Source organism: Pseudomonadota bacterium, from assembly GCA_026388255.1.
In the GTDB taxonomy this organism is placed as follows: Bacteria; Desulfobacterota; Syntrophorhabdia; order Syntrophorhabdales; family Syntrophorhabdaceae; genus JAPLKB01.
The window spans coordinates 38,280-64,733 of the sequence record JAPLKC010000043.1 but is presented as its reverse complement, the minus strand read 5'-3'; the positions used below and the strand labels follow the sequence as shown (position 1 = coordinate 64,733).

Genomic DNA, 26,454 nt, shown 5'->3' with positions numbered 1-26,454 from the left:
CCTCTATTTCCTTAACGTAAGACCTTTGTAAAACTCCACGATTACCTTCATGCCGGTTAATACCCTGAAGGGCACAAGCACCGGTATCAAGAACTTATTGAATTTACTGAATGTTACTTGTGTAAGCATAACAATAAAGTGCAATCAGGTGGTTTTTAAAAGGTACATCAACATTACCAGTGAAGAGTTGCCCCCCTACAATATGGTTGGATGCGCGTTACCATTTCTATTAGTGGCTGATGGAACCGGTCGAACTGTCCAGGTATTGTAATAATTCAGCCCGAGGCTTATATTTTTTGTAAAGCCGAAGGCGGTCTTAATCCTGTGACCCATCGCATTCGTAGCGCCGCCGTAAAAGCTTGAATCGGGGAATATGTCGAGCATGGCGTCTCTTTCATACCTGCGGAATGTGTACTCGAAGTTCCAGTCAGCAAACTTCTCCAATCTCGGGTATCCCACATTGAATCCGGCGAGATATGCCTTGTTGTCCCGTCTGGGATTGGGATTGGTAAGATATCCGCCCAGAATGGCGGCGTAGGGTATCGTCTTTAAACCGAAGGGATTCTTGAAGCCCAGCTCGGTGCCGAAGGTGTATGCGTTGTACTCATAGAAGTACCTCCCTTTACTATCGAGCGTGTTGGTGCTTGTTGTCCCTGTAAAAGGAGTGAATCTTGCGACGTTGTCGTAGCCCTGGTATCCGGCGGTGAATCTAAGGGATGAATCCTTGTTGAAATTAAATTTAATACCGGGCTGGGCCACATACATAATGGCATCGGGGTCGGACGTTCTTTCTGAAAGAAGATAGAATGCTCCGTCAAAAAAGAGATCGACATAGGGAGATACGCTACCTCTCAGGTTGATCGCAGCACCTTCAGGGTTTATATCCTTGGTTAGGAGAAAGTCGGAGGGCTGCCATACAGGGTTATTGAACTTACCGCCAACAATGGAGAACCACTTTGTTGGTTCGTACTTGGCGTATGCATAGTCTATCCAGAGCGGTTTCCTGGTAAAGGCATCGCTCATTGTCTGATTTTGGGAGCGTGCATTGCCATTTGCACCGGCTAAAGTACTGGCATATTCTCCACTGCCAAGACCAACGCCTACTGTAACCTGGTCGGTTATTGCCGTCTCCGTGCCCAGTCTCAGTCTATACCGAGCCCTTTCTCTTGTACCGGACGATGTCTCAGCCCTGTCAGAAAGTTCACCACGCAGTCTGAGGTCGCCCTTGAATTTCGTATTCTTTAGAAAATCCGGTACTTCCCATGCCTTCTTTGCTTCATCCTTCTTCGCTACCGACACCTCTTTTGCCTTTGCTTCTTCTTTGGCGGCAATCTCCCTGGTTTCTTTCGCAATACTCTCAGCTTCTGAAGATGTGATGATCCCCTTTTTCTGGAGTGTTTTTAACAAAACCGCCATTTCGCTGTCTGCGAAGGATATTGCAGGCACTAAGAGTAGTGCTGCAATTATCAAAATAGCTGATCTTTTCATTTCTTCCTCCTTGTTGCTGTTGGTTTGATAATCATGTTTCCTCCTGTATTAAATATTTTTAATATTTTCTATTATTATTGTTAATTTTCTATGAATTTGCCGTTAATTATTAATTAAATCGACTACCATTAATTAATGGGTTTAAACTGTTATCGTATAAAAATATTATTTTGTATTGAAAAAGGAAATACCTGCGGATAATTTTACATATACAGGGAGTTGCTTCTATTTATAAATATTGGTTTCACAGGTTTTTCTTCTGTTGATTACAGTAGGCTATGGGGCTATAATTAAGACAGGTTAATTTTTTGATTAACATGAGAACGATAATAATATACAATCTTTCCTGAACGGGGGCATCTATGAAAATTATACTTATGATTGATTATGAAAATGTCCAGGGCCTGACGTTGAACAGCTTAGACCCAGGTATTGTAGAGGTTTGGTTCTTTGTCGGCAAATCGCAAAACAAGATACCCTTTGAGCTTGTTGAATCAACACAGTCCTTTGGCAGTTCATTAAGGTGGATCAAGATCGAGGGCAACGGAAAGAATAATCTCGATTTCCATATGATCTTCGAACTCGGCAGGCTTAGTATGGAAAAAGAAAAAGCAGGAGAGATATACCTTCTTTCGAAAGACAAAGGTTTCGATTCTGTAGTCCAGTACGCAAATCGTTTGGGCTTGAAGGTAAAGCGTATAGTTAACCTTTCACAGATGCCGTCTTCCGACCAGGGATCTCCGAAATCCACCCATACGGATGCAGTTGTAATAAATCTTTCAAAGATACCTGCGCCCAGGAGACCCCGAACTAAATCATCGCTGGCAACACACCTTAAAAATACGTTCTCCGGCCGTATGGATGAAAAAGATATTGAGACAATAATGGAGCAGCTTTTTATTGAAGGCAAGATATCGGAAAGCAGCAATCGCTTAAAATATGATCTTTGAATAAATGCTGGAACATAATCGTAAAAAAGAGATCTGTAAACCCTTTCAGATCAACGTATCCGGTATGATATTGCCCGTTGTTATTTTTTATCCAGCGTAAAGGGCTCCCCGGTGAAAAACGGTTGCATGGAGCTGCAACTGCCTAAAAACAAGAGGCCTGCCAAAAGGATGCATAAAAACATACCTTTCATTTTTAAAGACGACATAAAACACCCCCAATTTTATTTTTGACCTTCTTCCAGGTGATCGTTTCCGCCCTTAGAGGCAATCACTTCCCCTTCTTTATCCTTGTCCTTTTTCTTCTCAAGGGCTTCCGATATTTCCATAAGCCTCTTCGCAACAAGATAATTAATAGTACCTTCCGGATTTTCCCCGGCCTCACTCATCTCATCCAGCTTCCGCCGGTGACACATATTGTCTGACCGGTAATATATTCTCCTTCATCGGATACAAGGAACAGGGCGGTATTCGCAATGTCCTGGGGCGCCCCTTTCCTCGGATAGGGTATTTCCTCGTACATCCGCTCTATCTCATCTTCCGGATAGATATGGGGAATAAATTCGTTATATATAAAGCTCGGCGCGATTGTGTTTGCAGTTATATGGTGTTGTGCCGCCTCAGCGGCAAGGCATCGTGTAAAGGCCATAACCCCGGCTTTGGCGGCCGCATAGTGGGCGTGGCCCGCCTTGAGCCCCCTGAATGCCGCAACAGATGTGACGCTCACGATACGTCCATAGTCCTGTTTCATCATGGCAGGCAGGACTGCCCTGCAGCAATAGAATGTCCCGCGCAACGAGACATTTATTACCAGTTCCCACTCCTCGTCGGTTATATCTGTTACCTGTGCAGGACGGTTCGTTCCGGCATTGTTGAAGAGTATGTCTATGCGCCCGAATTTCTCAAGCACAATATTTACAGCATTTTCCACATCGTTGCGACTTGTCACGTCACATCCGATGCCAAGGGCTTCAATGCCGTATTCGCGTTTTAATGCTTCGGCAACTGAAACAGACCGGTCTTTGTGAGCATCTGTCACCACAACGTATGCGCCTTCCCGGGCGAATGTTCTGGCAACTGCCTGACCGATGCCGGCACCGGCTGCTGCCGTAAGTAAAGCAACTCTTCCTTCAAGCTTCATGTCTTTCCTCCAGCGAATATCATAGCAAAAATTGTTATGATGACTCAAGTACAAACAAAGTATCTCCCCCGGCCTCCCCTTCTCGCTCACTGTGTGTGACATTGAGTGATCTGGGACATTTAATGCAGGAGACTGGAACCGCGAGCTTACCTGTCAGGAATCTATATTCTTCCACTGGAGCCAGAGCAGCAATCCTCCCCACAGAAAGGCGGCAAGCATCAATAATATCCCGAACCAATGGGATGTATTGGCTATAAAATGATCGAGTTTTAATAAACCAAGCGTTCCCAGGATATTATTCCAGTCGTGAATGCCGGGTACATCCTGGCCGGTTACGCCCCCCAGAAGCATCAACTCCTGAGCGCGCGCATCATTTATATACGGCGCACAATCAACAAAGTTCTGCCCGATCCACCACAGGGCAATTGATGCGCCGAATACATCGTTTTGTTTTAAGAATGCCCCCATACAGATTGCGGGAATCAGGATCTGAAACAGACTTCCGCCAAGCACGCACATAAAGTCTCCCAAAGGGGAAAGGATAATGTGCCCGGCTTCATGGAACGGGAGGCTTACATTATGGAGGAAGGACTCACCGGCGTAGTTGCTCGCAACAGAGTGCGTAATATATTTAAAACCCCAGATAATGGTAATAAGAAAAACCAAGGCCCTGCCTGCAAACAGGAAGGGGTTGATCTTGTCTCCCACAGAGAAGAGGAAATCCTTAAGGGTTATAACATCTGACTCTCCGTTGTCTTTGTATCTCTTTCGCTTCGCCTTATCGTCTTCCGGGACATTGTCTTTTCCGGTAGCAGCGGCAACGCTATCCACCAGGACTTCGTATGCCCAGTTTATTTCTTTGAGCCTTTCCCATTCATCCTCTTTTGTGCTCAATTCATCCCTGATCTTTTTGAAGGCTTCCTTAATTTCCTCCTTTGATGCACCAGGCGAAAGCCCGAGGATCTGATAGCAATTATTTATCAAATTATCCATGTTAGAACCTGCCATATGTGATTTTATACTATCAGTTCCGGTTTTTAAATGATTTTGTTATGCAGTTGCTTGACATTATAAATGTAAACTATTATTTTATGGATAATAAAATCAGGACAACAAAAGGAGTTTATATGGTCAGGGCTAAGCTATGGTTCAGATGTGCGGCAATGCATGACCCCGTTACCCCCATGGTTGCGCAGCCGGCCCTTGTCGGTTGGGAAGCAAAAAGAAGGAGGGTGGACCTTACGATTGAGAGGGCATTTAATGGCGAGGAACTTGTCCGCCGGATGAAGAGGTGGGTTACAACGGACCCGCAGCAGGTTATAGATGTGGTAAAAAAGTTTGGAAAATTAAAGGTGCTGGATGACAGGGAATTGGTCATCGTGTTGGAAAATGAAGAGGATATAAAGAAGCTGAACGATGCCCTCCTCGATGCCTTCGGAGGCGAGGTGGATGTGGAGCCGGTTAAGAAGGGGTGACAGGCTGTGAGCAATGTTTGATTAAGGTAATTGGCAACTTTGAAATTCTCAAGGAATGCCTTCCCGGGGTCAAGCCATCGCAGTTTTGCCTGAAACGCAACGTTCCTTCCTCACTTGATAAAATTTGGAAACTGTGTAAGATTTTAAATGGTAATCTTCAAATAGTTATGTGAGGTAAAATGTTAATCCGCTTGCCTGAATACCTTCAAAAACGCTCCAGATCATTTATCTTTCTTCTGAGCCTTTTGCTGACGATATTAATCGGCCTTATTGATTATATAAGCGGCGCAGAGATCTCAATCATATTATTCTATTTGATTCCCATTTTTATGGCAACATGGTATGGTGGGAATAAAATTGGCCTTCTTATGTCACTTGTCGGTTCTGTAGTATGGTTTCTTGCTTGGTTTTTGATAGCAAACTACTCACACCAAGTCATTTTTTACTGGAACACCATAGTAATATCACTAACCTTTATTGCCTTTACATATCTTTTATCTGCCTTGAAGGGTGCACTTGATCATGAAAAAACCCTTTCCAGGACAGACGCCTTGACGGGAGCTATGAACCGTAGACAGTTTTACGAATTCGCAGATTCAGAAATGAAAAGAGCACTTAGATACAAACATCCGTTTACCGTTGCATACATCGATCTCGACAACTTCAAATTAATCAATGATAACTTTGGACACATAGCCGGTGACAACCTATTACGAACAGTCACCGATACACTACGTGTCAATTTGCGCGTTACAGATGTTTTTGCAAGGCTTTCGGGCGACGAGTTCGCTATAATCTTTCCGGAAACAGGCAATGAAGCATCTGTCCGGACATTCATCAACAAGATTTGTGATAACCTCTTGGAGGCCATGAAAAAGAACGGCTGGCCCGTAACCTTCAGCATTGGTATTGTTATTTACCTAAAACCGCCAGACTCGGTTGATGAGATGATCAACATACCCGACACAATTATGTACTCTGTAAAACATAATGGAAAAAATATGATGAAACTCGAAGTATTCGGCAACCTTTAGTCAAGAAAGGATTAATCCTTGATGTATTAAACATGTGTTCGACTATGGGTTTATTACGCATTTCAATCAGTAATCCATGATCACTGACAAAATGCCGTATACTACGACTTGTAGGTAGGTGAATCTAATAATTTTAATAAAACATATTCCCAACTAATTTGTTCGACGCAGGGGAGCACAGGGTCGCCAGTATGCCACGCAGAAAAATCGGAAACATCTTGACACATTGTTTCTAAATACCTACAATAAATAGCGACATCAAGGGGGATTAAAGGCAGTGAATAGTGAATGGTGAATGGTGGATAGTGATGATGGCAGTGAATAGGTTATGGCTATTCACTATCTACTTACGACGCCTGCTCTCGCTTGACGGGAGATTCACTGAATTTCAAAGAGGGAGAACACTATGGTAACAAAGAAAACAACTGTAAATCCAGAGTTTTTGTACATTCCCGTAGAAAACATCGTGGTATTGGAACAGGTTAGGTCAAGCATCAATATTGAAACAGAATCATTCAAATCGCTTGTGCAGTCCATCAAAGATAAGGGCATCCTGGAGCCTCTTATTGTAACAGGACAGGACGACGGAACATATTTACTTATCTGCGGGGAGAGACGTCTCGTTGCAGCCCGGCAACTCGGACTTGAATCCGTACCGGTTAGAGTTATTGAAGCAGGCAAAGAATTAGGTGATACCATAGCCCTTCAACTTACAGAGAACCTCCAACGGGAGGACTTGAATCCCATAGATCAGGCTAAAGGGATACTCTCTTTTATTCAGGCAAAACATCCTGATAAAGGGTATGATGTGAACGGGGTGATGAGCGATTTGGTGATGTATAACCGGAGACCAGAGGACCTCCCAGAACCAATTGCGTTCACTGTGAACGCAATTATCGAAATCTCTGCAAAGTCTTATCCTACTTTGTTCCGCACGATTTCACTTTTAAAACTTTCTCCTGAAATTCAGGCCGCAATTTCTGCAGAAAACCTCCCGGTTTCTCAAGGATATCTCTTTGCCGCAAACCTCGAATGCCCAGATCGTATGAAGATATTCGATGCTGTCATAAAAACACCGGTGACCAATGCCACATTAGAAAGGATGCTTACCGCATACAAGAAGGTCGAGCCGGATTCAAGCAACACAAAGCCCAAATCCATGAAAAAACAGGTTAAAAGTCTTGTATCAATAAAAACAACCTTTGAGACGGGCCTTGGAACCTATTTGAGGGAAGATATTGAAAAGTTTCTTTATGAACTACAGGTTTTCTGTGATTTTGTACAACAACAGGCGCCCATGGCTCCATACGGTAAGAAAAGACCACCACAAGTGTGAGAGGGGCAGTGAATAGTGAATAGTTAAAAAGCAGAAAATGTGAAAAAAGCAGTGAATAGTGAATTACTGTTGATTGTATTTCTCCGAAATCGCCCATAGTTAAGGGCAATCAAAAAAACATTGAACTTTAAGGAGGTATAGGCAAGTTTTGACATTTGATAAATTGACACTCTACTATCTTAAATGGCAAAATATTTGCGAGGAAAAACCAATATTACACAAAGCCAAGTGCGACATCAAATTGTAGCCGAGGATCTATGAAACCTGTCTGGACAAAAGAAAATGCCACAAAACTTCTCAGAACAGCCCTGGATGATGAAACAGCCGGTTTTCGTGACGGTCAGTGGGAAACCATAGACGCTTTAATCCATAATCGTAAGAAAATACTATTGGTTGAGCGTACAGGATGGGGCAAGAGCATTGTCTATTTCATAAGCGCTAAAATACTCCGGGACTGGGGGCAGGGTCCTGCAGTTATCATTTCGCCGTTGTTGGCGCTTATGCGGAATCAGATTACCGCGGCGGAAAGAATCGGGATTCGTGCTGTTACAATAAATTCGACGAATCAGGATGAATGGAAATCGGTTAAAGATCAGATGCTTGATAATCAGGTAGATGTAATGCTTATATCTCCCGAAAGACTGTCGAATGACGATTTCATAAAAGATATTCTCATGCCGGTTGGTCAGCGCCTCGGGCTTCTGGTGATAGATGAGGCTCATTGTATTTCAGATTGGGGGCACGACTTCCGCCCTGATTACCGGAGAATTGTCAGCGTGTTACAACAGATGCCGCCCAACATGCCCGTATTGGGTACAACTGCGACCGCCAATAACAGAGTTATTCTTGATATTAAAAATCAACTCGGCGACATTCTGTTAGTACGAGGACCGCTCATAAGGGAAAGCCTTACCTTGCAGAATATACGATTGAAAGACCAGGCTGCACGACTTGCCTGGCTTGCAGAGCAGATTCCTCGCTTACACGGAACCGGCATCGTTTATACCCTCACGAAACGCGATGCAGAAATAGTGGCGAGCTGGCTTCAAAGGAACGGAATTGTCGCTGCAGCGTATCATTCGGATGTAGAACACCCTGATTTTCCTGATTCAGACGCATACCGCAAAAATCTCGAAGAAAGGCTTCTGCGGAACGATTTGAAAGCCCTTGTCGCCACTACTGCTCTTGGCATGGGGTACGACAAGCCTGATCTCGGTTTTGTAATTCATTTTCAATCTCCCGGCTCAGTTGTCGCATATTATCAGCAGGTAGGCAGGGCAGGCCGGGCAATTAAGCATGCATACGGGGTATTGCTTTCCGGGGAGGAGGACCATGAAATTCATGAGTATTTCTGGAAATCGGCCTTTCCGGATGAAAATCACGTTAAAAAGATATTGAACATACTGGATGATTCTGATGGACTGTCTATTCAGGAATTGCAGGGAAAGGTCAATTTGAGGCAATCACAGATCGAGCATGTATTAAAAATTCTTCGGGTTGATAATCCGGCGCCTGTAATAAAGGAAGGAAGTAAGTGGTTCAGGACAACATCCAATTATGATATAGATAAGGAACGAGTCGCTTTTCTCACAGGTCAACGATTACATGAGTGGGAAGAGGTCCAGCAATATATCGACAGCAAGGACTGCCTGATGAAATTTCTTCGTAATGCATTAAATGATCCTGATGATAGTTCCTGCGGAAAATGTGCAAACTGCAGGCCGGACATTGCGTTACCTTTGGAATGCTCTCGTATTCTCGGTGTATCGGCAGCGGAGTTTCTTCGCCACGGGGAGATAATACTGGAGCCGAAGAAGCTGATCCTGAAAGATGCATTTCCAATCTATGGATTTCATGGAAAATTTGAAAAACAGGGTCTTGCATCGGAACCCGGGCGTATCCTGGCACGATGGGGCGATGCCGGTTGGGGTCATGTGGTAATTACCAATAAAAATGCAGGGCATTTCGATGATATTCTCGTTGATGCTGTTGCAAAGATGGTTTCTGAGAGATGGAGACCTGCACCGGTTCCTTTATGGGTAACATGCGTGCCGTCTTTAATCCACCCCGAACTGGCGCCCGATTTCGCACGCCGGGTTGCATCGAAGCTGCAAATCCCCTTTTTGCCTGTTATTGAAAAAATCAAAAAGAACGAACCGCAGAAATTGAAAAATAACCGCTTCTACCAATGCCGTAATCTTGATGGTGTTTTTGAAATACGGAATCAGGTTCCAAAGGCTCCTGCGTTGCTGGTTGATGATATTGTAGATTCAGGATGGACCCTGACAGTGACAGGCGCGCTTTTAAGGAAAGCTGGTTGCACAAAGGTTTATCCATTAGCATTAGCGACGACTGCGGGGAGATAAGGGAATGACGAAAATATCGAGCAATACACAGGTAGTTCTTCTTTTAACAACACATATAAGTAAACCGGGAAAAGGAGACCCTGAGCCGCTCAACATCAGTGAGTGGAACATCCTTTCCGGTTGGTTTAACGATAAGGGCTTGCAAATAGGAGATTTATTGACAGGTGACCCCGTGGAACTTTTCTATGGCTGGAAGAATGAAAAATGTTCTATAGAAAGAATTCAATATTTGTTGAATCGGGGAACAGCCCTCGCTCTTGCTGTTGAAAAATGGCAGCGGGTTGGAATCTGGGTTTTAGTGCGTTCAGATAGTGAATATCCCGGACTCTTGAAAGAGCGACTTAAAAATCATTCTCCCCCGGTTTTGTTCGGATGCGGGAATAAAAGGTTATTAAATTCAAGCTGCATTGGCGTTGTAGGATCGAGAGATGCCGACAATGAGGATCTGGACTTTGCCCGCACCCTCGGAAAAAAACTGGTTGATTCGGAAAGATCGGTCGTGTCCGGCGGAGCCCGTGGTATTGACGAGGCTGCCATGCTTTCTGCTCTTGAAAGGGATGGAACAGTTATCGGAGTTCTGGCCGACAACCTTTTTAAAGCGGTATTCTCACAGAAATACAGAGCTGCACTGAAACAACAGAATCTCGTCCTTATCTCACCATTTTACCCGGAGGCAGGGTTTAATGCAGGAAACGCAATGGCCCGCAACAAGTATATCTATTGCATTTCCGACGCAACAATTGTCGTTCATTCGGGAACAACAGGCGGAACATGGAATGGGGCTCTGGAGAATTTGAGAAAGGGGTGGGCGCCTGTCTGGGTTAAGTGGAGCACCGGCAAATATTCCGGCAACTCTTTAATAGTTCAGCGTGGCGGCAAATGGTTACCGAAAGAAATATTCGAAAGTAATTTGAATGCAATATTAAAACCGAAGAACATTGACAAGGGGTTGGCTGAACAAAATATCGGGCAAAGCGTGACTGAACAGCAAACAATATATCACTCAGGGACGGAGGAAGACCTTCTCTCTGACGACATGAAGGGAGACAAGACAGCAAGCAAAGAATGGCAGGATAAATCATTGTATGATGTTTTCTGTTTGAAGCTTGAACTAATGCTGGCCAATGGACCCCTGGAATCAGAAGGGCTCCATGAAAAATTCAATATAACAGAGACCCGGATGAAGGTCTGGTTAAAACAGGCAATAGATAATGGCTTGATTGTTAAAAGAAACAAACCTTTAAGGTATGAACTGGCAAAGGACAGGGCACATAAACAAATGAACCTCTTTTGAGAATGAATAAATCAGAAGAAATCGCCGGTACAATACTCTCAACCCTTGCAGCAATAAGGAGGAAAACATGTCGGAATTAATTGATGCAAAGGGGCTTGCATGCCCTGAACCGGTTGTTCTCGCAAAGAAGGCTTTGAATTTGCACGATGAAGTGACTGTTATTGTAGATAACGAGACTGCAAGAGAAAACGTGAATCGCCTTGCCGCAAGTTCAGGCTGTGCAGTTGACATGACGGAGGAACCCGGCGGTATTTTCAGGATACACATTAAGAAACAACAGAATAGACAGGCTGGAGGAGATGCGCCGTCGGTGTGCCGGCGCCCCGAAGATACGCCGACTTCTGCGCATGGGCCTACGGTGTTTGTCATTTCATCAAACGTCATGGGACATGGAAACGATGATCTGGGCGCTGTCCTCATGAAGGCCTTCATACACACTGCTGTTGATCTGGATTATGGGCCGGATATCATGATTTTTTATAATACCGGCGTAAAGTTTACAGCTTCCGACTCTGATGTTATTGATGACCTGTTAGCGCTTCAGGAAAAGGGCGTGAAGCTCCTGATATGCGGCGCCTGCGCAAACTTTTTTAATCTGACCAATAAAATCGGTGCAGGGAGCATATCAAATATGTATGACATTGCAGGGGCTCTTTCAACGGCGGGAAGGATCATCAAGCCATGAAAGATGATAGAAACTATTGCGTGGCCTTATTCGACTCGGTAAGCCACGCGATGAAGGCAGAGAAGATACTCAAAAAAGCAGGCATACCTCACAAGCTCATTCCGGTACCGCGAAGCATAAGCTCTGACTGCGGAGTCTGCCTGCGCTTCCTTCCTGAGCAGAAGGACGCGATCATAGATGCTCTCGAATCAACCATCCGCATAAGCGAGATACGAGAACTTTTACCATAAGGCAGTTCCATGCTTTTCATGTCTTTACCAGGGCGCTACGTTCCGTTCAATTCGTTAAATTGTTCCTCAAATTCCATTGATTTTCTGTGATGTTCACCGGTAAGCCTGTCCAAATCATCAAAAAGCCGTTCTATCTCTATCTTTGAGTTGTGAATAGAGATCGAAAGTGATGTGATTGTCTTTCCGTCACCCACGTTAGACGCACGGATAAGGGTTTGGTTGTCGTCTTCTATCCGGTTTTCCAGTTTTGTTATAGCCTTTTCAAGTATTTCAATCTCTTGCTGGAGTGGCCCTAATACTTTTGAGCGGCTTTCGATCAAACGGGCACGCACCCGCCGCAAGTCCTTCCTGCTTGCCCCTTTATTCTGAGATTCTATCGTCTTTCCATTATTCGCCTTTGTGATCGTTTTTTCGTCTTCCCAGCCGATCCTTTCGAGAAAATCGTCGTATGTGCCTTCGAAGATACTTATTTTCCCATTGTCAAAGACAATTAACTTTGTCGCGATTGCCCTGAGTATCATTTCGCTGTGAGTTACAAAGAGGACAGCCCCTGTAAATGTGTCGATTGCTTCTATGAGAGAGTCTATTGACTCGGTGTCAAGGTGGTTGTCAGGCTCGTCAAGTAGAATCAGGTTTGCGGGACTTACAAGAAGCTTTCCTATCAACACCCTGCTCTTTTCGCCGCCGGACAGAACAGCAACTTTTTTCAACGCGTTGTCGCCGTCGAACATCATTGACCCGCAGATGCCCCTTGCAGAACCAAGGCTGTGGGCCGGGTGGGCGTTGAGCACTTCTTCGAGTACTGTTTTGTCCGGATCAAGCCTCGCGACGTTAGTCTGTCCGAAATAGGCAAGTTTCAGATTCTGGTTGTATCTGATTTCGCCTTGCTTAGGTTGAAACTCACCCGCAAGCAGGTTTAGCAGGGTTGTCTTACCCTTTCCATTCTTACCGATAATAGCGATACGGTCATTTTTTTTAATGGCAACCCGAAAGGCATGAATCAGAGGAGGAACATCTTCTGAAAAGAAAAATGATACATTATCAGCCTCTACAAGCCATTTTCCGGGGAATGGCGCCGAGTTAAAGGTAAAATCAAGTTCAGGAAGTTCTGTCAATTTCTCACGCTTTTCCCTTTTCTCAAGCATCCTTACCTTTGACTGGACAGCCTTTGCCCTCGATGCCTGAGCCCTGAACCGGTTAACAAAAAGCTCAACATCTTTTATCTTTCTCTCATCATTTACCCGGGTCTTTTCGTAAACCTCTTCATCCTGGAGTATCTGCTGATATAGTTTTTCCGTTGAACCTGCAATCTTGCGGATGTTTTGCCTGTGAATGCCCATTGTGTGGGTAGTCACGCTATTCATAAACGCACGGTCATGTGTAATAAGGATTAGCTCATTTTTCCATATCCGCAAAAATTGTATGAGCCACCTCACCGACACAATGTCGAGGTAGTTTGTGGGTTCGTCAAGAAGCAGGAGGTTCGGCCCCGAGGCCAATATCTTTGCAAGATTCAGGCGTACCTGGAAACCGCCCGATAAATGATATGGGTTCCGGTGAAATTCGCCCGGAGAAAAACCAAGGCCGGAGAGAATGGATTTTACCCTGTAGGCCTCATCCCTGCCATCCTCGGCAACCTTCAACGCCAGGCAAGCCTCTTCCAGGACAGAGCTTTTAGTAAAATTGATATGTTGGGAGAGATATTGGATTGTATATCCGTTAGGGATACCGACATCGCCCGAATCAGGTTCTTCCTCGCCAAGTATGAGCCTGAAGAGCGTTGTCTTGCCCGAACCATTTCTCCCGGTGAGGCCGATACGTTCGCCAGGATTTACCGAAAAGGAGACATTGTCAAAGAGAACCTGTCTGCCGTATGTTTTTGAAAGGCCTGTAACTATAAGCATTATAATAAAACCTGTCCACAGTTCATGGCTTACCGTTTACAGCGGGAATATTATTTATGGATTTTTCTTCAGAGAGATTTTGCATTACATCTTCGTATTCAGGTATAACTATGCCCCGTTTTACCATAATGTCGTAGATGATTTTTGCACGCCTTTCAACATAGCGCGACTCCCCGTCAACACGGAGTTTCCTCGGGTTTGGGAGTACAACGGCAAGTCTGGCAGCTTCTTCCGGGCTCAAGGCTGATGCAGGCTTACCATAATAATGGAGCGATGCTGCTTCAACCCCGAATATGCCTTCGCCCCATTCTGCCACGTTGAGGTAAAGTTCAAGGATTCTCCTCTTAGAGAGCGTCCTCTCTATTCTCCAGGTCAGGACCGCCTCTTTCAACTTCCGCATGGGGTTCCTTGCCGGGGTAAGGTAGAGGTTTTTCGAAAGCTGCTGACTAATGGTGCTTCCACCAACTTTAAATGCCCCCCTCTCAATATTCTTTTCAAGCGCCTTCTGAATAGCCTCTACATCAAACCCATGATGTGACCAGAATTTGTCATCTTCTGCAATAATTACTGCCTTGATAAGGTAGGGAGATATATTGGACAGGGAAACCCATTTTTTCCGAATCTTCAGTTTTTTACCTTTGTTTTCCCATTCTTTTTCACGGTACTCCATAAAAGATGTCTTACCCGGGTTCTCCTTTTTCATCCTTGATATATCGGGGAAGACAAAATAATAGCCTGCGCCGGTAATGAAAGCAAAAACGACGATAAGAAAAACAACCTTTATTATCTTTGAAAAACTTTTTTTCCGCCCTTTCATTTGAAACCGCTATTAGCATAAAGGAATGTACGAAAAAATACAATCCTGTTTGCACTAAAAAAATAACTGGTACGTGAATCCCTAATCGCTTTTTTATCATGGATCAAAAAACGTTTCATGGTTGGTTACACCAATAAGATGAATAAGTCTTTTTGTCGTTCCGGCAAAAAACATCCATTCTGCTCGCTTTGGGTCCATGTCCACAATGTCTTGAAATTTTAAACCGGTCACCAACCTTTATTTGCTAAAAATGGGCTGTAGCGCAAATTATGAAGGGTGGATATGGTTTTATATGGATAATGCCGTATTTTTTCAACAGCGATGAAATTTGAAGGTGCAAAAATTTCTTAAAAATAAGCAAAAATATTTTTAAAGTTTAGAAAATTTTGTCAGCATGAAAAACAACTTTAAGATTTTATTATTTGCGAGAGAGGGGATTTGAACCCCTACGGTTTAACCCGCTGGATCCTAAGTCCAGTGCGTCTGCCAATTCCGCCACTCTCGCGTGCTTGATTTAGAATTTAACATCATTTAATCCGTTTTATCAACATTGGCGTTCTTTTCTCTTGCATATTGTTTTAAAAACATCAGGTCATTTTCTGTAAATCCCTGCCATGCAAAGGGAAACAGGGCATTATTCTGGTACGCCGGATCATCTGTCAAAGGGTAACGGGCAAAAGATTTAAATTCGTCAAACATAGAAGTGTGTGGAATCGGTGTGTATTCTGCAATATGTGCCCGTACACCGAAATCCGTAATATAATCTATGGTTGTTTTCACATCTTCCCACTTCTGAAAAGGCAGGCCGGCAAGCATGTAGATACTGATTGTACTGGCAGGAAACCCTGCTTTAATCAGACAGCTCAAGGCATTTTCAAATGTCCTCGGATTCACTTTTCCACCGGTTGATTTCTGAATAAGAGGATTAACCGTCTCAAGTCCTATCCTTATGTCTTTGAACCCTGCCCCCAGAAGAAGAAAGGCCAATTCTTCATCTACCAGTGCAGCATTCAGGGCATTGGGATTATATATTTTAACGGGAAAGGGAAGTTCTATAATATGTCTAAGCAAGGGTTTTGCAAACAGCTCTTTATTAAACAGAAAGTTGTCGTCATAGATTACGAAACTATTTAAACCGTAGTTATGCCAGAATAAAATCTCATCTGCAGTGCTTTCCGGTTTCCTTCGTACTATATTCGGATGCATATATGGTGTTGCACAGTATGTGCATTTGTAAGTACACCCGTAAGACGTAAGCAAGGGGACAAAGGGGATATGGTAATACAAATCAAAACACGGATAGGGGAGATTATCAAGATCGTACATATCGGGCTTATAAGATAGCGCGGTAGTTAACTCTTTCTCTATAAAGCCGTAAAAGCTGTTTATTTCGTTATTTTTAACAATAAGATCAGCGCTTGTCATTGCCTTTAAGGCGTGCTCATAACACAATGAAGGGTAAATACCGCCAATCACAATTTTGGCCCCGGGAAATAAGTTTCTTGTCGCATCGGATACTTCTTTTGCGCCGGCATACCAGTATGTCATGATCGAAGTAATAAGAATCAGGTCCGGACTTTCCACCGAAGAAAGCTCTTTTATTAAGACTTCTTTTGAGATGCCGTATCTTTTTAATCTTTTTCTTATGCCTTTCAATGGTTGAGGCTTATTAACCCTTTCCTTTATAAAAGGTGCCCTTCCGTCCTCTTTTCTTTTATTTTCCTCCACCCTGAGACAATCAATAAGTTTTATTTCCATGCCGTTTTTTCTTAAAACACTGCCAAGATATAACAAGCCAAGCGGGGTTGACCAGTAGCTGTATGCTGAAAAATCATAAATATACGGATTAATAAGAAGAGCCTTTAAACGTTTCACGTGAAACGCCGTTTTGTCACTTTTTTTGATGTGAACATCTTAATCGTTATCAGCCCGAAAATAAACCCACCTATATGGGCGTACCAGGCAATACCTTCTGTTTGAGAGAAAACAAGTTGTATAAAAAACCATATGGTAAGAAGCACAACGGCCGGAAGTTCAACGACCTTTATGAATATTAATATGAATATCAGAGTTTTTATGCGCGCATGAGGAAAAAGCAACAGATATGCACCGAGAATACCGGATACAGCGCCACTTGCACCGATCATCGGGACAGCCGAGGACGGATCATACAGAAGCTGAAAAAGAGCTGCGGCAATGCCTGAGCAAATATAAAAGAAAATAAATCGTCCGTGTCCCATGGAATCCTCGATGTTGTTGCCGAAAATCCACAGATACAACATGTTCCCGCCAAGGTGAATAAATCCCCCGTGAAGAAACATGGATGTAAAAACAGTTAACACGTTGTAAGGAAGCAGTTCGTATTTGCTTGTAAAAGCCATGAAAAAATCATGTGGAACCAGCCCATAATATTTATATATGTTATTGCTTTCAACAGAGGTTAGGGAAAGCCTCTGCCAAAGAAAAATTAATATATTTACAAAGATAATACTTGTTGTTATAATGGGTTTGATGCGCGTTGGAATATTATCTTTTAAGGGTATCATTAACGTATTTCTTACCATTTGTTGCAAGCCAAGTCAAAAGCAACAGCATAAAAATATAGCGGAAAGGTTTAACATATGCCCGAATTAAGAAAAGACCCTATTACTAGCAGATGGGTTATCATATCAACAGAAAGGGGGAAAAGACCTGTTTTTCTTACAGAGGAAAACCCTCCCCAGAAAGCAGGGATGTGCCCGCTTTGCCAAGGCAATGAAAATATGACACCTCCTGAAGTCTATGCTATAAGGCCGCATTTGTCCCAGTCCAATAGCCCGAACTGGATACTGCGGGTTGTTCCGAACAAATTTCCGGCATTAAGAATTGAAGGAGGGCTTGACAAAGAAGGGATTGGCCTTTACGACAAAATGAACGGATTAGGGGCACATGAGGTTATTATAGAGACCCCGTTACATGGACAAACTTTATCAAAAATGGATGCGCACGAAATACAGAGAGTTTTTGTAGCTTACAGGGAAAGAATGCTGGATCTTGCAAATGATAAACGGTTTAAGTATATAATGGTATTTAAGAATCACGGTTCTATTGCAGGGGCATCTCTCGACCACTCACACTCACAACTTATAGCGCTCCCTATTGTTCCTAAAAAGGTTTCGGAAGAAATCGATGGCGGACTGGCATACTTTAAATATAAAGACAGATGCATTTTTTGTGACATTATTACACAGGAAAAAGAAGATAATGTTAGAGTTGTTATGGAAAACGACAAGTTCATAGCGCTCTCCCCATATGCTGCCCGATTCCCTTTTGAAGTCTGGGTGCTGCCGAAGAAGCACGAGGCCTATTTTGATCAGCACGAAAAAGATGATAACTATTATGCAATTTCAGAGATTACCTCTCTTGTTTTAAAAAAGTATGACAAAGCACTTAATTCACCTCCATACAACTACATACTTCACACAACGCCATCGGGCTTTGGCGATATGCCTTATTTCCACTGGCATATGGAGATTATACCAAGACTGACAAAAATGGCAGGGTTTGAATGGGGAACAGGCTTCTATATCAACCCAACACCACCGGAAGAAGCTACGGCATACCTTAAAGAAACAAATGTTTAAGGGGGTAATATGAATGTTTTAATAGCATCTCCTGAAGTTTTTCCGTTCATTAAGACCGGCGGTCTAGCTGATGTGACGGGCTCGCTCCCGAAGGCGCTGAAAAAATTAGGCGTTGATGTGAGAATAATACTACCGAAGCACAAAGGAATTGAAGAGCAAGGATTTCCAATTAAATATAAAAACTACAAATTTTCGTGCCCTATATCTCAGGGATACATTGACGGAGAGATTGCGTTGACCGAGTATGATGGTGTTACCGCATATCTTGTGGAGAAAGATGAGTATTATTACAGAGATTATCTGTACAGCACACCTGATGGAGACTACCTTGATAACGCTGAAAGATTTATCTTTTTTTCAAAAAGCATCCTTGAGGCAATAAAGGTAACAGGGTTTGTGCCCGATGTATTGCATTGCAACGATTGGGAAACTGCCCTTGCGCCGATGTTTTTAAAGACATTGTACAAAGATGAGCCGGTTTTAAAAAATATTGCAAGTCTGTTTACTATCCACAACCTTGGATACCAGGGAGTTTTCTGGCAATATGATATGCATCTTTTGAATGTAGGCTGGGAGTATTTTGCGCCCGATTACCTTGAATTTTTCGGTAATATCAACTTTTTAAAGGGGGGTATAGTTTTTTCGGACATAATCAACACAGTAAGCAGGAAATACAGCGAGGAAATACAGACACCGGAGTTTGGCTTCGGCCTTGACGGTGTATTGCAGACAAGGAAATCAGACCTTTACGGTATAATAAACGGGATAGATTATGAAGACTGGAGTCCAGAAAAAGATCCCTATATCCCTGCTCATTATGACAACAAGGACACGACAAACAAAAAAATATGCAAAGCATTGCTCCAGGAAGTATTTGAGCTCCCGGTGGCCGAGGACATCCCGCTGATCGGCACCATATCAAGACTTGCCGACCAGAAAGGTTTTGATCTAATAGCATCTTCCCTTGAAGAAATGCTCTCACTTGGGACACAATATATAATTCTTGGAACAGGGGAGAGAAAATATCATGATCTTTTTACGGAATTATCCAAAAAGTTTCCGAAATCATTTTCATTGAAAATAGCCTACGATAATAAGCTTGCACACTTAATTGAGGCAGGCGCGGACATGTTTCTTATGCCGTCAAGATATGAACCGTGCGGCTTAAACCAGTTGTACAGCCTCAGATATGGCACCGTTCCTGTTGTAAGGGGTGTGGGCGGGCTTGAGGATACAATTACGGATTATACAAAAGAACCTGAACGCGGCACAGGATTTAAATTCTACGATTACACAAAAAAAGAAATGCTTGATACAATAAAAAGGGCGTTAAAAGTTTACGAAAACAAAAGCACATGGATTTCTCTTATAAAAAGATGTATGAGCGAGGATTTCTCGTGGCAAAGGTCGGCAAAGGAATATATGGGACTCTATAAAAAAGCTATTGAGAAGCATGAATCCCGTTGATTTATTTGGAAAAATTATTGAAATATCCCACTCAAACCTCGAAATAATATCGAGAATTAACGCAATCCTTAACATTATAGCAAAGGAAATGTATTTTGATGAAGCGATTGTCTTTACTTACGACGAGGACAGAAGGCTTACATGTAAATATATGAACCAGAAAAGCCTTTTATTTAAAATACTTTGCATGTACAGATGCCATATCGGTGAGGGCATAATTGGCAGTATAGCACAAAAAAGAATGCCCCAATATTTTTCAAAGAGAGACATTCCTTTGAGGTTTGGTTGTCTTTTTTATCCTGAGCTTGACGGGTGTATTGAGAAATATAAGACGTTTTCTTTTCACCCTCTGACCGATGACAGCTATCTTTATGGTGTGCTGGTGACATGCTCTTCGACCAGGGAATTCATACACGATTCGGAAAAAATCCTTTTATCCATAATTTCAAGAGAAATTGGAGGGGTTTTAAAGACTAACGAAATGCTTATCTCTTCTAAAAAAAGGATCAGTGAGCTTGTAACTCTTTCTGAGCTTGGCAAGCTTCTGACATCGAACACAGAACCCCATACGCTTTTTAAAAACATCGGATTGATTGTAGCAAAAGCCTTGAATGCAACATTTGTTACGATTAAGCTGGAGCATGCTTTCCTTAAGTTTGATTTAGAAAGAATTACCTACGGCGAAATAGACCCTGCAACGGAAAACCATGTCAACAGACTTGAGAAAGAGGCAGTGCAGCAGAAAAGCGCAGTTATCATAAAGAATCATTTATTAGATCAGGGTGATATGCCGCCGATAAGTTTTTCCATGTATTCGATGCCTATTGTGTCAAGAGATAGAGTCATAGGAATAATAACGATAGGCGGGACAAAATCGCAACAAAATTTTACCTTAGAGCAAAGCGGGCAATACCTTGTTAATACCATAGTAAATTATATAACAAACGGGTTTGAAAACACTTTATTGAATTTGAAGCTAAGGAATGTAATAGAGGAATTAAATAATGCACAGAAAAGACTGATAGAACAGGAAAAATTCAGAAGTCTTGGCGAGATGACTGCAAATATTGCCCACGAGATAAAAAATCCGCTTGTAATCATAGGCGGCTTTGCGAAAAGACTTGCGAAGAAGTTGTCTTTGGACCGGACAGAGAACAGGTATGTGGATATAATTATAAAAGAGGTTTCGAGGCTTGAGGCTGTTCTTAACGAAATCCTTGATTATGTAAAAGAAACGCATGCCCCCAGAGAAACGTGCAATATGAACGATTGTATTGACGAGATCCTCTATCTTTTTTCATCTGTTCCGACATGGGAGAAAATAGAAATAGACAAAAAAACCGACAACAATCTTCCGACGATATTGTGTGATATTCAACAGATTAAGCAAGTATTTATAAACATAATAGTGAACGCTTACGAAGCCATGCATGGTCTTGGAAAAATAACCATACAAACAGAACAGACCGTGCTGGACGACGATCCCTTTCTGGTTGTTTCCATAACTGACACTGGGGGCGGGATAGACCCGGCAGTTATAGATAATATATTTAATCCTTTTTTTACAACTAAAGAAAAAGGTACAGGTTTAGGTCTTGCCATATCAAACAGAATCATTATGAACCATCTCGGAAGAATTGAAATAAAAAATATGGCAGGGAAAGGCGTCACGTTCTTTGTTTACCTCCCTTTAAAAGAAAATACAATAAAAGAGGAGTTTTTATGAATGCGATAAGAATATTGGTTGTGGATGACGAAGATAATATACGGTTTCTTTTTAAGGAAGAGCTCGAGGAAGAGGGATACCAGATAGAGATCGCTTCAAACGGGTTCGAAGCGATTGAAAAAGTGAAAGGTGCAAGGTTTGATTTAATTGTGATGGATATAAAAATGCCCGGAATGGATGGAATACAAGCATTGAACGAAATTAAAAACCTGAACAAGGATCAGCTTGTAATTTTATGCTCAGCTTACGGAGAGTTTAAACAGGATTTTTCAAGCTGGGTTTCAGATGCGTATGTGGTGAAATCTGCAGACATGAGCGAGATGAAACTAACGATAAAAAGGCTTCTGGGCATTAATTAACGGCTTAACAGGCAATAAATATCTTGATATTGAAACACATATAAAATAATATAATCACATTGTGGTTTAAAGATGGGGGTGTAGCTCAGCGGGAGAGCATCTCGTTCGCAACGAGAGGGCCGCGGGTTCGATTCCCGCCACCTCCACCATTCTAATTTAGAATTATATAGAAGCATGTTTAAGCCATTACGCAGAGAGCCCCCACGTTCTATTGCTTTATATTTCCCTTACCAGCTAAATATAAGCTACCAGGTTATATCAACATGCTTCCCGGCAGGATATATTAGGTATAAGGAAGCTACAAAAAATAATATCTGCTTGATAAATATTTCTCTTACTGCCTTGGCTGACCGTATTAGATGCCTATAATATTTGGTAGCTTGTTAAATATTACTCTTGCATTTTATGTTAATAACTGTTAGTAAATATAGGATAATTTAATTTAAAAAGGTGCAGAAATGGCTAAATACCCTAAGATTCCAGGGGCTACGGTAAGACGATTATCAAACTATTTAAAATGTCTTGAAGACCTTGAAACGAAAAATGAAAAAGTAGCATCGAGTGCGCTTCTTGCGACAATATGCAATGTTAATGCGGCTCAGGTGAGAAAAGATTTTGCATATTTCGGCGAATTCGGTATCAGAGGTATGGGCTACAACATAAAAGAGCTCGAGCATCATATAAAAGAAATACTTGGTGTGAACAGGGAGTGGAGGATTGCCGTTATTGGTATTGGAAACATTGGAAGTGCCCTCCTTGTATATAAAGACTTTTTAAAACAAAATTATAGGATAGCAGCTGCCTTTGATATAGACCCTGTCAAAGTTATCGGGCAGATATCGGAAAAGGTAGGAAAGCCTGTCGAGATTCTTCATATGGAAATGTTAAAAGAAGTGATAGAATCAAGAAAGATTGAAATAGGCATCATAACAACGCCCCCGCAGGAGGCTCAGAAAGTTGCAGACCTCCTAGTTGATGCAAACATAAAGGGGATTTTAAATTTTTCACCTGCGCCGGTTAGAGCCGAAGACCCTGTTAAAGTAAGAAACGTTTTCTTTACAGCTGCTCTTGACAATCTTGTATACTACCTAACAAACTAAGGGGTTTTGTATGTGGAAACTACTTGGAAATATTGTTGAAATGTTTGTTTATTCCGCAGTTTATATGATTATTGTATTGGTTTCGGTGAAGATTGTTGGCGCAATATTTTCAACCGATTTTGAGAAAAAAATCTCGGAAGAAGGCAACATAGGACTTTCATTAATCTGCGCATGTATTTTTATCGGCCTTGCAATCCTCCTTTCCACGATTGTTAGATAATGAAAACGCTCTTTATAACCGGCACAGATACAGGAGTTGGTAAAACCACAATAGCAGCAAGTATGTCCGCCTTCTTATCGCTTCGGGAAAATTTAAACGTAGGCGTAATGAAGCCCTTTGAAACCGGGATTTCAAAGAGAAATAAAGATCTGCTTCCCTGGGACGCAATCTGCTTGAGAGAGGCATCTGGCAGTACAGACGACCTTGACGATATAAATCCCTATATGTTTGAAGCTCCCCTTGCGCCGGAGGTTGCAGCAAACCTTGAGCATATTCAAATAGATATCGATATTGTTGACAGGATATACAAAAAGATTACAAAAAAACACGATATTGTTGTAATAGAAGGAGCCGGAGGCGTACTCGTACCGATCAAAAAAGATTTTTTTTATGCTGATCTCATAGAAAAGTGGGATGTGCCCACCATCATAATATCAAGAATTGGCTTGGGCACTATAAACCATACATTACTTACCTGCAGCTACCTGCAGTCGAGAGGTATAAAAATTATCGGTGTGATTTTAAACAACGACAGCGGGGTAAATGACCTTGCAGCACAAACTAATCCTGAAGCATTAAGATGGCACATAAAAGTGCCCATACTCGGTGTTTTTCCTCATTTAAAGGGCTTACTAAAAGAAGGTATGGACAGAGAGCTGCTCGCAGATACATTTGCCAAACACATAGATACCGGAACGATCTTGACCGCATTAAAAAAATAGAAACTAAAAAGTTAAATAATCTGCAACTCCATTCTTCAATACACAGCATATGTTCATAAAACTACGGAAAGGATAATATTTTTCTCTGTGCATCACTATTGTTTCACTATCTGGCTTTGGCCAGTACCTCTTTAAAAAATGGTCTTGAACGCTCAATAATATCCATTTCAACACAATATGCGATCCTGAAATAGCCCTGCTTGCCAAAGCCGACCCCTGGAACTGCAAGTACACGATGTTTTTGAAGGTTGCTTACAAATTTAATATCATCCTTTATCGGTGACTTCGGGAAAATATAAAAGGCACCTTCAGGCTTTACAACTTCAAAACCTGCGTCTACAAGTATATTGTATATGACATCCCTCTTTCTCTGATAATCTGCTATATCTACACTCTTCCTCTGAAACTTAGCGACAAGCCTCTGCATGATTGCGGGGGCATTGATGAACCCGAGGATTCTATTTGCAAATATGGCAGCATCGATGAGCTTGCTTGCATTCTTCATAAGGGGAGATATAGTAATATACCCTATTCTTTCACCAGGCAAAGCGAGATCCTTTGAATGAGACGTAATTGTAATGGTATCCTCATAAAGGAGGAATAAATCCGGAAACTGAATATTGTCATAGATGATCTTCCTGTATGCCTCATCGGAGATAACAAATATTCTCTGCCCCTTCCTTTTTCTTTCATTGAGTACAGATGCCAGCTCTTTAAGCTCTTTTTTGTTATACACAACGCCCGTAGGGTTATGAGGAGAATTTATAATAATTACCTTTGTTCTATCGGTAATCGCCTCTTTAATCTTTTCTATATCGAGGTGAAAATTATCCTTTGTGTCTACGAGCTTCATTACACCACCGTGGTTCCCTACATAGAACATGAACTCCACAAAAAACGGGCACGGCACAATTACTTCATCTCCCGGGTCAAGAAGCGACTTCAATGCAACGTTGATGCCCCCTGCCGATCCTACCGTCATTATAATGTTGTTTTTTGTAAAATCAAGCCCTGAACGCTCCCGATAAAATGCCGCAATTTCTTCCCTCACGTCTTCATAGCCGCTGTTTGTCATATACCTGTGCTTGCCTTTTATATCAGATGAAACTATCTTTATAAGTTCCCTTTTTAACTCATCCGGAGGCTCTGTAATTGGATTGCCCAGGGTAAAATCAAATATTTGGTCCTGACCGTATTGTTTTTTCAGCTTCTCCCCTTCTTCAAACATGGCCCGAATCCAGGAAGAGCTCTTCATTAATTCTGAAATCTTATTTGAAATGACCATTTGTTGCCTCCTTACGAATATCGCTTGCCTATTCTTCTGAAACCATCGAGGGCATTCATTATTTTCTCCATAGTCACACAGTATGCAATTCTGAAATAGCCGCTTCTGCCAAACCCTCTTCCCGGCACAACAAGAATCCTCTCCTCCTTCTGCACTCTCTTGACAAATGCAAGCTCGTCCTTAATGGGAGATTTCGGAAACAGGTAAAACGCGCCGCCGGGTTTAACGCATTCAAAGCCTGATTCAATAAGTGTATTGTAAATAATATCCCTCTTTTTTTTGTATTCCATGACATCTACAGAGCTTTCCTGAAACATGCCTGCGGCGCGTTGAAAAAGAGCAGGGGCATTCACAAATCCCAGAGCCCTTATGGATATGATGAGCCCTGAGATAAGAAGATCAATCTCCTTTATATTGGGCGATATAGCGATGTATCCAATTCTCTCGCCGGGTAGGGCAAGGTCTTTTGAATGGGAGGTAATACTTATAGCAAAGTCATAAATCTTAAAGATGTTCGGCAGCATAATGTCGTCATAGACAATCTTTTTATATGCTTCGTCCGCCACAATATATATCTCTTTACCCTCCTCTCTTTTCCTGTATAGTAATCCTGCCAGTTCCTTTAGGCTTTCTTCACTGTATACGGCCCCTGTCGGATTGTTCGGGCTGTTTATAAGAATAGCCTTTGTTTTATCGTTTATTGCGGCTTCGATTTTTTCTATATCGAGCTGAAAATCCTCTTTTGTATCAACAAGCCTCATTATGCCGCCGAAGTTTTCAATATAGTTTTTAAACTCCCAGAAGAAGGGGTTTGGCACGATAATTTCATCGCCCTTGTTTAACATGCTTTTAAAAAGTATGTTAATACCGCCTGCACACCCAACAGACATGAAAACGTGCTTGCCTGTAAACGGTAACCCATAATGCATCTTCAGGTACTCGGCAATCCCCTCCCTTACGATTTGGTAACCGCTGTTCTCCATGTATTTGTGCATACCGGGCGTTGTTTGTGTAAGTATGTCTATCAGGGCAGACTTTAATGCCTGAGGGGGTTCCACATCAGGGTTCCCGAGAGAAAAGTCATAAACTTTATCTTCGCCCAGAGCCTTTTTCATCTGCATACCTTCTTCAAACATCTTCCTTGTCCATCCCTCCTGGTTCCGGATAAGCCTTCTCATCTTGTTTGAAACTATCATTATTTCCTCCTAAAATAGCAAAAAAGACCATGGACATTA

The 26,454-nt window shown here is 42.3% G+C and carries 26 protein-coding genes and 2 tRNA genes; 16 read left to right on the top strand and 12 right to left on the bottom strand.

Annotated features, from left to right (window positions below; translation table 11 throughout):
• Window positions 1-3: 3 nt before the first annotated feature.
• Both NT178_06005 and NT178_06000 read right to left on the bottom strand, forming a co-directional pair.
• Entirely contained in the window at window positions 4-129 is a 126-nt protein-coding gene (locus NT178_06005; protein MCX5812082.1) for a hypothetical protein, read from the bottom strand.
• A 66-nt stretch (window positions 130-195) separates the two neighbouring features.
• On the bottom strand, window positions 196-1,488 hold the full coding sequence (locus NT178_06000) for a putative porin (protein MCX5812081.1): 1,293 nt from the start codon (window positions 1,486-1,488) through the stop codon (window positions 196-198).
• A 362-nt stretch (window positions 1,489-1,850) separates the two neighbouring features.
• Here NT178_06000 and NT178_05995 point away from each other — a divergent pair, with 362 nt between their 5' ends.
• Entirely contained in the window at window positions 1,851-2,438 is a 588-nt protein-coding gene (locus NT178_05995) for a PIN domain-containing protein (protein MCX5812080.1), read from the top strand.
• Between the two features lie 221 nt (window positions 2,439-2,659).
• On the opposite strand, the gene NT178_05990 is transcribed toward NT178_05995, so the two are convergent.
• The 3 genes from NT178_05990 to NT178_05980 all read right to left on the bottom strand — a co-directional run bounded on the left by NT178_05990 (window position 2,660) and on the right by NT178_05980 (window position 4,569).
• Window positions 2,660-2,824 (bottom strand): hypothetical protein, encoded by a 165-nt coding sequence (locus tag NT178_05990; protein MCX5812079.1) that lies wholly within the window; start codon window positions 2,822-2,824, stop codon window positions 2,660-2,662.
• Window positions 2,821-3,576: an SDR family NAD(P)-dependent oxidoreductase gene (locus tag NT178_05985; GenBank protein ID MCX5812078.1), complete on the bottom strand. Its 756-nt coding sequence runs from the start codon at window positions 3,574-3,576 to the stop codon at window positions 2,821-2,823. The genes NT178_05990 and NT178_05985 overlap by 4 nt, the downstream gene beginning before the upstream one ends.
• A 153-nt stretch (window positions 3,577-3,729) precedes the next feature.
• A complete protein-coding gene (locus NT178_05980; GenBank protein ID MCX5812077.1) occupies window positions 3,730-4,569 on the bottom strand; it encodes a DnaJ domain-containing protein in 840 nt (279 codons plus the stop codon).
• 98 nt (window positions 4,570-4,667) lie between these two features.
• Between NT178_05980 and NT178_05975 the strand changes: the two genes are divergently transcribed.
• The 7 genes from NT178_05975 to NT178_05945 all read left to right on the top strand — a co-directional run bounded on the left by NT178_05975 (window position 4,668) and on the right by NT178_05945 (window position 11,996).
• Complete coding sequence (locus tag NT178_05975) at window positions 4,668-5,051, top strand: hypothetical protein (GenBank protein ID MCX5812076.1); 384 nt, start codon at window positions 4,668-4,670, stop codon at window positions 5,049-5,051.
• A gap of 179 nt (window positions 5,052-5,230) precedes the next feature.
• Window positions 5,231-6,085 (top strand): GGDEF domain-containing protein, encoded by an 855-nt coding sequence (locus tag NT178_05970; protein ID MCX5812075.1) that lies wholly within the window; start codon window positions 5,231-5,233, stop codon window positions 6,083-6,085.
• A gap of 406 nt (window positions 6,086-6,491) precedes the next feature.
• Complete coding sequence (locus NT178_05965) at window positions 6,492-7,421, top strand: ParB/RepB/Spo0J family partition protein (protein ID MCX5812074.1); 930 nt, start codon at window positions 6,492-6,494, stop codon at window positions 7,419-7,421.
• Window positions 7,422-7,678: 257 nt separating this feature from the next.
• Complete coding sequence (locus tag NT178_05960; protein MCX5812073.1) at window positions 7,679-9,787, top strand: RecQ family ATP-dependent DNA helicase; 2,109 nt, start codon at window positions 7,679-7,681, stop codon at window positions 9,785-9,787.
• Between the two features lie 4 nt (window positions 9,788-9,791).
• Window positions 9,792-11,081, top strand: coding sequence for a DNA-processing protein DprA (locus NT178_05955; GenBank protein MCX5812072.1), 1,290 nt, complete (start codon window positions 9,792-9,794; stop codon window positions 11,079-11,081).
• Window positions 11,082-11,148: 67 nt separating this feature from the next.
• The gene (yedF, locus tag NT178_05950; GenBank protein ID MCX5812071.1) at window positions 11,149-11,766 is read left to right on the top strand and encodes a sulfurtransferase-like selenium metabolism protein YedF; all 618 of its coding nucleotides are present in this window, start codon (window positions 11,149-11,151) and stop codon (window positions 11,764-11,766) included.
• Window positions 11,763-11,996, top strand: a complete 234-nt coding sequence (locus tag NT178_05945) for a DUF3343 domain-containing protein (protein MCX5812070.1) — start codon at window positions 11,763-11,765, stop codon at window positions 11,994-11,996. The genes yedF and NT178_05945 overlap by 4 nt, the downstream gene beginning before the upstream one ends.
• A 35-nt stretch (window positions 11,997-12,031) precedes the next feature.
• On the opposite strand, the gene NT178_05940 is transcribed toward NT178_05945, so the two are convergent.
• The 5 genes from NT178_05940 to NT178_05920 form a co-directional block, all read right to left on the bottom strand.
• Entirely contained in the window at window positions 12,032-13,900 is a 1,869-nt protein-coding gene (locus NT178_05940; protein ID MCX5812069.1) for an ATP-binding cassette domain-containing protein, read from the bottom strand.
• A 22-nt stretch (window positions 13,901-13,922) separates the two neighbouring features.
• A complete protein-coding gene (gene mtgA, locus NT178_05935) occupies window positions 13,923-14,717 on the bottom strand; it encodes a monofunctional biosynthetic peptidoglycan transglycosylase (protein MCX5812068.1) in 795 nt (264 codons plus the stop codon).
• Between the two features lie 423 nt (window positions 14,718-15,140).
• Window positions 15,141-15,222, bottom strand: a tRNA-Leu gene (locus NT178_05930).
• Between the two features lie 26 nt (window positions 15,223-15,248).
• Window positions 15,249-16,592 carry a radical SAM protein gene (locus NT178_05925; protein MCX5812067.1) on the bottom strand — a complete coding sequence of 448 codons (1,344 nt, stop codon included), beginning with the start codon at window positions 16,590-16,592 and terminating at the stop codon, window positions 15,249-15,251.
• Window positions 16,589-17,098 (bottom strand): rhomboid family intramembrane serine protease, encoded by a 510-nt coding sequence (locus tag NT178_05920; GenBank protein MCX5812066.1) that lies wholly within the window; start codon window positions 17,096-17,098, stop codon window positions 16,589-16,591. Before NT178_05920 ends, NT178_05925 begins: the two co-directional genes overlap by 4 nt.
• Window positions 17,099-17,338: 240 nt before the next feature.
• Between NT178_05920 and galT the strand changes: the two genes are divergently transcribed.
• From galT to bioD, 8 genes are all read left to right on the top strand, one after another.
• Window positions 17,339-18,340: a galactose-1-phosphate uridylyltransferase gene (gene galT / locus NT178_05915; protein ID MCX5812065.1), complete on the top strand. Its 1,002-nt coding sequence runs from the start codon at window positions 17,339-17,341 to the stop codon at window positions 18,338-18,340.
• Between the two features lie 9 nt (window positions 18,341-18,349).
• On the top strand, window positions 18,350-19,807 hold the full coding sequence (glgA, locus tag NT178_05910) for a glycogen synthase GlgA (GenBank protein MCX5812064.1): 1,458 nt from the start codon (window positions 18,350-18,352) through the stop codon (window positions 19,805-19,807).
• On the top strand, window positions 19,794-21,533 hold the full coding sequence (locus NT178_05905) for an ATP-binding protein (GenBank protein MCX5812063.1): 1,740 nt from the start codon (window positions 19,794-19,796) through the stop codon (window positions 21,531-21,533). The genes glgA and NT178_05905 overlap by 14 nt, the downstream gene beginning before the upstream one ends.
• The gene (locus tag NT178_05900) at window positions 21,530-21,892 is read left to right on the top strand and encodes a response regulator (GenBank protein ID MCX5812062.1); all 363 of its coding nucleotides are present in this window, start codon (window positions 21,530-21,532) and stop codon (window positions 21,890-21,892) included. The genes NT178_05905 and NT178_05900 overlap by 4 nt, the downstream gene beginning before the upstream one ends.
• A 74-nt stretch (window positions 21,893-21,966) precedes the next feature.
• Window positions 21,967-22,041: transfer RNA gene (locus tag NT178_05895), tRNA-Ala, on the top strand.
• Between the two features lie 309 nt (window positions 22,042-22,350).
• On the top strand, window positions 22,351-22,992 hold the full coding sequence (locus NT178_05890; protein ID MCX5812061.1) for a redox-sensing transcriptional repressor Rex: 642 nt from the start codon (window positions 22,351-22,353) through the stop codon (window positions 22,990-22,992).
• Window positions 22,993-23,002: 10 nt separating this feature from the next.
• On the top strand, window positions 23,003-23,212 hold the full coding sequence (locus tag NT178_05885; GenBank protein ID MCX5812060.1) for a hypothetical protein: 210 nt from the start codon (window positions 23,003-23,005) through the stop codon (window positions 23,210-23,212).
• Window positions 23,212-23,934, top strand: coding sequence for a dethiobiotin synthase (bioD, locus tag NT178_05880; GenBank protein ID MCX5812059.1), 723 nt, complete (start codon window positions 23,212-23,214; stop codon window positions 23,932-23,934). The genes NT178_05885 and bioD overlap by 1 nt, the downstream gene beginning before the upstream one ends.
• Before the next feature lie 106 nt (window positions 23,935-24,040).
• On the opposite strand, the gene NT178_05875 is transcribed toward bioD, so the two are convergent.
• Together NT178_05875 and NT178_05870 are read right to left on the bottom strand one after the other, a co-directional pair.
• Entirely contained in the window at window positions 24,041-25,219 is a 1,179-nt protein-coding gene (locus tag NT178_05875) for a pyridoxal phosphate-dependent aminotransferase (GenBank protein ID MCX5812058.1), read from the bottom strand.
• 11 nt (window positions 25,220-25,230) lie between these two features.
• On the bottom strand, window positions 25,231-26,415 hold the full coding sequence (locus NT178_05870) for a pyridoxal phosphate-dependent aminotransferase (GenBank protein ID MCX5812057.1): 1,185 nt from the start codon (window positions 26,413-26,415) through the stop codon (window positions 25,231-25,233).
• Between the last annotated feature and the right edge of the window lie 39 nt (window positions 26,416-26,454).

What these genes read in the sequence shown, in the direction of transcription:
- NT178_05945 (MCX5812070.1), top strand. Translation starts at nt 11,763, where the DNA reads ATGAAAGATGATAGAAACTATTGCGTGGCCTTATTCGACTCGGTAAGC.
- NT178_05970 (MCX5812075.1), top strand. Translation starts at nt 5,231, where the DNA reads ATGTTAATCCGCTTGCCTGAATACCTTCAAAAACGCTCCAGATCATTT.
- NT178_05960 (MCX5812073.1), top strand. Translation starts at nt 7,679, where the DNA reads ATGAAACCTGTCTGGACAAAAGAAAATGCCACAAAACTTCTCAGAACA.
- NT178_05955 (MCX5812072.1), top strand. Translation starts at nt 9,792, where the DNA reads ATGACGAAAATATCGAGCAATACACAGGTAGTTCTTCTTTTAACAACA.
- glgA (MCX5812064.1), top strand. Translation starts at nt 18,350, where the DNA reads ATGAATGTTTTAATAGCATCTCCTGAAGTTTTTCCGTTCATTAAGACC.
- NT178_05975 (MCX5812076.1), top strand. Translation starts at nt 4,668, where the DNA reads ATGGATAATAAAATCAGGACAACAAAAGGAGTTTATATGGTCAGGGCT.
- yedF (MCX5812071.1), top strand. Translation starts at nt 11,149, where the DNA reads ATGTCGGAATTAATTGATGCAAAGGGGCTTGCATGCCCTGAACCGGTT.
- galT (MCX5812065.1), top strand. Translation starts at nt 17,339, where the DNA reads ATGCCCGAATTAAGAAAAGACCCTATTACTAGCAGATGGGTTATCATA.
- mtgA (MCX5812068.1), bottom strand. Translation starts at nt 14,717, where the DNA reads ATGAAAGGGCGGAAAAAAAGTTTTTCAAAGATAATAAAGGTTGTTTTT.
- bioD (MCX5812059.1), top strand. Translation starts at nt 23,212, where the DNA reads ATGAAAACGCTCTTTATAACCGGCACAGATACAGGAGTTGGTAAAACC.
- NT178_05990 (MCX5812079.1), bottom strand. Translation starts at nt 2,824, where the DNA reads ATGAGTGAGGCCGGGGAAAATCCGGAAGGTACTATTAATTATCTTGTT.
- NT178_05870 (MCX5812057.1), bottom strand. Translation starts at nt 26,415, where the DNA reads ATGATAGTTTCAAACAAGATGAGAAGGCTTATCCGGAACCAGGAGGGA.
- NT178_05885 (MCX5812060.1), top strand. Translation starts at nt 23,003, where the DNA reads ATGTGGAAACTACTTGGAAATATTGTTGAAATGTTTGTTTATTCCGCA.
- NT178_05905 (MCX5812063.1), top strand. Translation starts at nt 19,794, where the DNA reads ATGAATCCCGTTGATTTATTTGGAAAAATTATTGAAATATCCCACTCA.
- NT178_05995 (MCX5812080.1), top strand. Translation starts at nt 1,851, where the DNA reads ATGAAAATTATACTTATGATTGATTATGAAAATGTCCAGGGCCTGACG.
- NT178_05900 (MCX5812062.1), top strand. Translation starts at nt 21,530, where the DNA reads ATGAATGCGATAAGAATATTGGTTGTGGATGACGAAGATAATATACGG.
- NT178_05965 (MCX5812074.1), top strand. Translation starts at nt 6,492, where the DNA reads ATGGTAACAAAGAAAACAACTGTAAATCCAGAGTTTTTGTACATTCCC.
- NT178_06000 (MCX5812081.1), bottom strand. Translation starts at nt 1,488, where the DNA reads ATGAAAAGATCAGCTATTTTGATAATTGCAGCACTACTCTTAGTGCCT.
- NT178_05980 (MCX5812077.1), bottom strand. Translation starts at nt 4,569, where the DNA reads ATGGATAATTTGATAAATAATTGCTATCAGATCCTCGGGCTTTCGCCT.
- NT178_05920 (MCX5812066.1), bottom strand. Translation starts at nt 17,098, where the DNA reads ATGGCTTTTACAAGCAAATACGAACTGCTTCCTTACAACGTGTTAACT.
- NT178_05875 (MCX5812058.1), bottom strand. Translation starts at nt 25,219, where the DNA reads ATGGTCATTTCAAATAAGATTTCAGAATTAATGAAGAGCTCTTCCTGG.
- NT178_05985 (MCX5812078.1), bottom strand. Translation starts at nt 3,576, where the DNA reads ATGAAGCTTGAAGGAAGAGTTGCTTTACTTACGGCAGCAGCCGGTGCC.
- NT178_05890 (MCX5812061.1), top strand. Translation starts at nt 22,351, where the DNA reads ATGGCTAAATACCCTAAGATTCCAGGGGCTACGGTAAGACGATTATCA.
- NT178_06005 (MCX5812082.1), bottom strand. Translation starts at nt 129, where the DNA reads ATGCTTACACAAGTAACATTCAGTAAATTCAATAAGTTCTTGATACCG.
- NT178_05940 (MCX5812069.1), bottom strand. Translation starts at nt 13,900, where the DNA reads ATGCTTATAGTTACAGGCCTTTCAAAAACATACGGCAGACAGGTTCTC.